Source organism: Herbaspirillum sp. B65, assembly GCF_000333555.1.
Classification (GTDB): Bacteria; Pseudomonadota; Gammaproteobacteria; order Burkholderiales; family Burkholderiaceae_D; genus Herbaspirillum; species Herbaspirillum rubrisubalbicans.
On sequence record NZ_BADI01000651.1, the window covers coordinates 1 to 1,657 of the forward strand.

The window sequence follows — 1,657 nt, forward strand, 5'->3', positions numbered from 1 at the left end:
ATGCGCACCAGCATGACCACGCCGACGTAGTTGTCGAACCAGGAATCGATGATCAGGGCCTGCAACGGAGCATCCGGGTCACCCTTGGGCGCCGGCACCTTGGCCACGATGGCTTCCAGCACGTCTTCCACGCCCAGGCCGGTCTTGGCCGAGCAGGGAGTGGCATCCGATGCGTCGATGCCGATCACGTCCTCGATCTCGCTCTTGGCGTTGTCGGGGTCGGCCGAGGGCAGGTCGATCTTGTTCAGGACCGGCACCACTTCCACGCCCAGGTCCAGGGCGGTGTAGCAGTTGGCCACGGTCTGCGCTTCCACGCCTTGCGAAGCATCGACCACCAGCAGCGCGCCTTCGCAGGCCGACAGCGAACGCGAGACTTCATAGCTGAAGTCGACGTGCCCCGGGGTATCGATCAGGTTGAGGTTGTAGATCTGGCCATCCTTGGCCTTGTAGGACAGGGCTGCGGTCTGGGCCTTGATGGTGATGCCGCGCTCGCGCTCGATATCCATCGAATCCAGCACCTGGGCTTCCATCTCGCGGTTGGACAAGCCCCCGCACAATTGGATGATGCGGTCGGCGAGCGTGGACTTGCCGTGATCGATGTGGGCGATGATCGAGAAATTACGGATATTGTTCATTAACAGACTGGAAACGATGAAAAAAGGCGCTCCGAAGCGGGCAGTGCCCAGCCGAGCGCCTTTGCAACAGCTTATTCGACCCGGCATTTTACCGGAATTCACAGGGACAAGCCCGACTTTCCGGTGCCTAAGCGCGTGGCCGGGCCTGGCCGCGACAGCGACAGTTATTTCTTTCCAGCAACAAATGCCTGGAGACGGACCGGATCCAGGTGGTAGTGACACAACTCATGCCACTGCCCATCGCGCCCCTGCCCCATCAGCACCGGCACCAGTTCGTCATAGCGCGCCACCAGCACATCGTCGGCATCGACATCGATCATCTCGATGTGGGCCGGCGTCGCGCCCAGCGCCTGGCGCAAGGCATCGCGCAAGTCTTCGCACAGATGGCAGTAGCTGCGCGAATAGATGATGAATTGCAAGGATTCGGAGGGCGCAGCTTGCGGATCGAGGGTGGTCATGAGGTCATATGAAGGTTTTTTCACGCCGCACGGCGGAAACCAAGGAAAAAGGCTGCGGCCCCTGGGAGCCGCAGCCTTCATACTGAAGTTTCTGGCAATTTTTCGAAAAACCCGCCAGCCTCAGTTGCCGCCGTTGGGACGCAGCGGCACGAACTGTGAGGAGTCGCCGCGACGCACCAGCACTGCCGCCCGCTTCTTGGCATCCAGCTTGGCCACCAGTTGGGCGAACTGCTTGGCATCATTGATATCGACTTCATTGAGGCGCTGGATGACGTCACCCGGGCGGATGCCGGCACCGGCCGCGGCACCGCTGACGGCCTCGACCAGTACGCCGTTATCGACCTTCAAGTCCTTCTTCTGGGCGTCCGTCAGGTCGCTCACCACCAGCCCCAGGGAGTTGGGGGTGTTATCCGGCTTGGCCTTCTTCTCTTCGGCCTGTTTGGGCTTGTCGGCTTCCAGCTCGACCACGGTGAGGGTAACGTCACGCGCACTGCCCTTGCGCCAGATATTGACGGTGGCCTTGGCGCCCGGCTTGGTGGCCCCGACCATGCGCGGCAGGTCGCT

The 1,657-nt window shown here is 61.7% G+C and carries 3 protein-coding genes; all 3 read right to left on the reverse strand.

The window, feature by feature from the left end; all coding sequences use genetic code 11:
* Window positions 1-635, reverse strand: a 635-nt coding sequence (locus tag I5W_RS15385) for a GTP-binding protein (RefSeq protein WP_044529882.1), incomplete at its 3' end; no start/stop codon positions are given.
* Between the two features lie 164 nt (window positions 636-799).
* The gene (locus tag I5W_RS15390) at window positions 800-1,093 is read right to left on the reverse strand and encodes a glutaredoxin family protein (RefSeq protein ID WP_044529883.1); all 294 of its coding nucleotides are present in this window, start codon (window positions 1,091-1,093) and stop codon (window positions 800-802) included.
* A 120-nt stretch (window positions 1,094-1,213) separates the two neighbouring features.
* A partial coding sequence (locus I5W_RS15395; RefSeq protein WP_044529884.1) for a PDZ domain-containing protein occupies window positions 1,214-1,657 on the reverse strand: 444 nt, incomplete at its 5' end.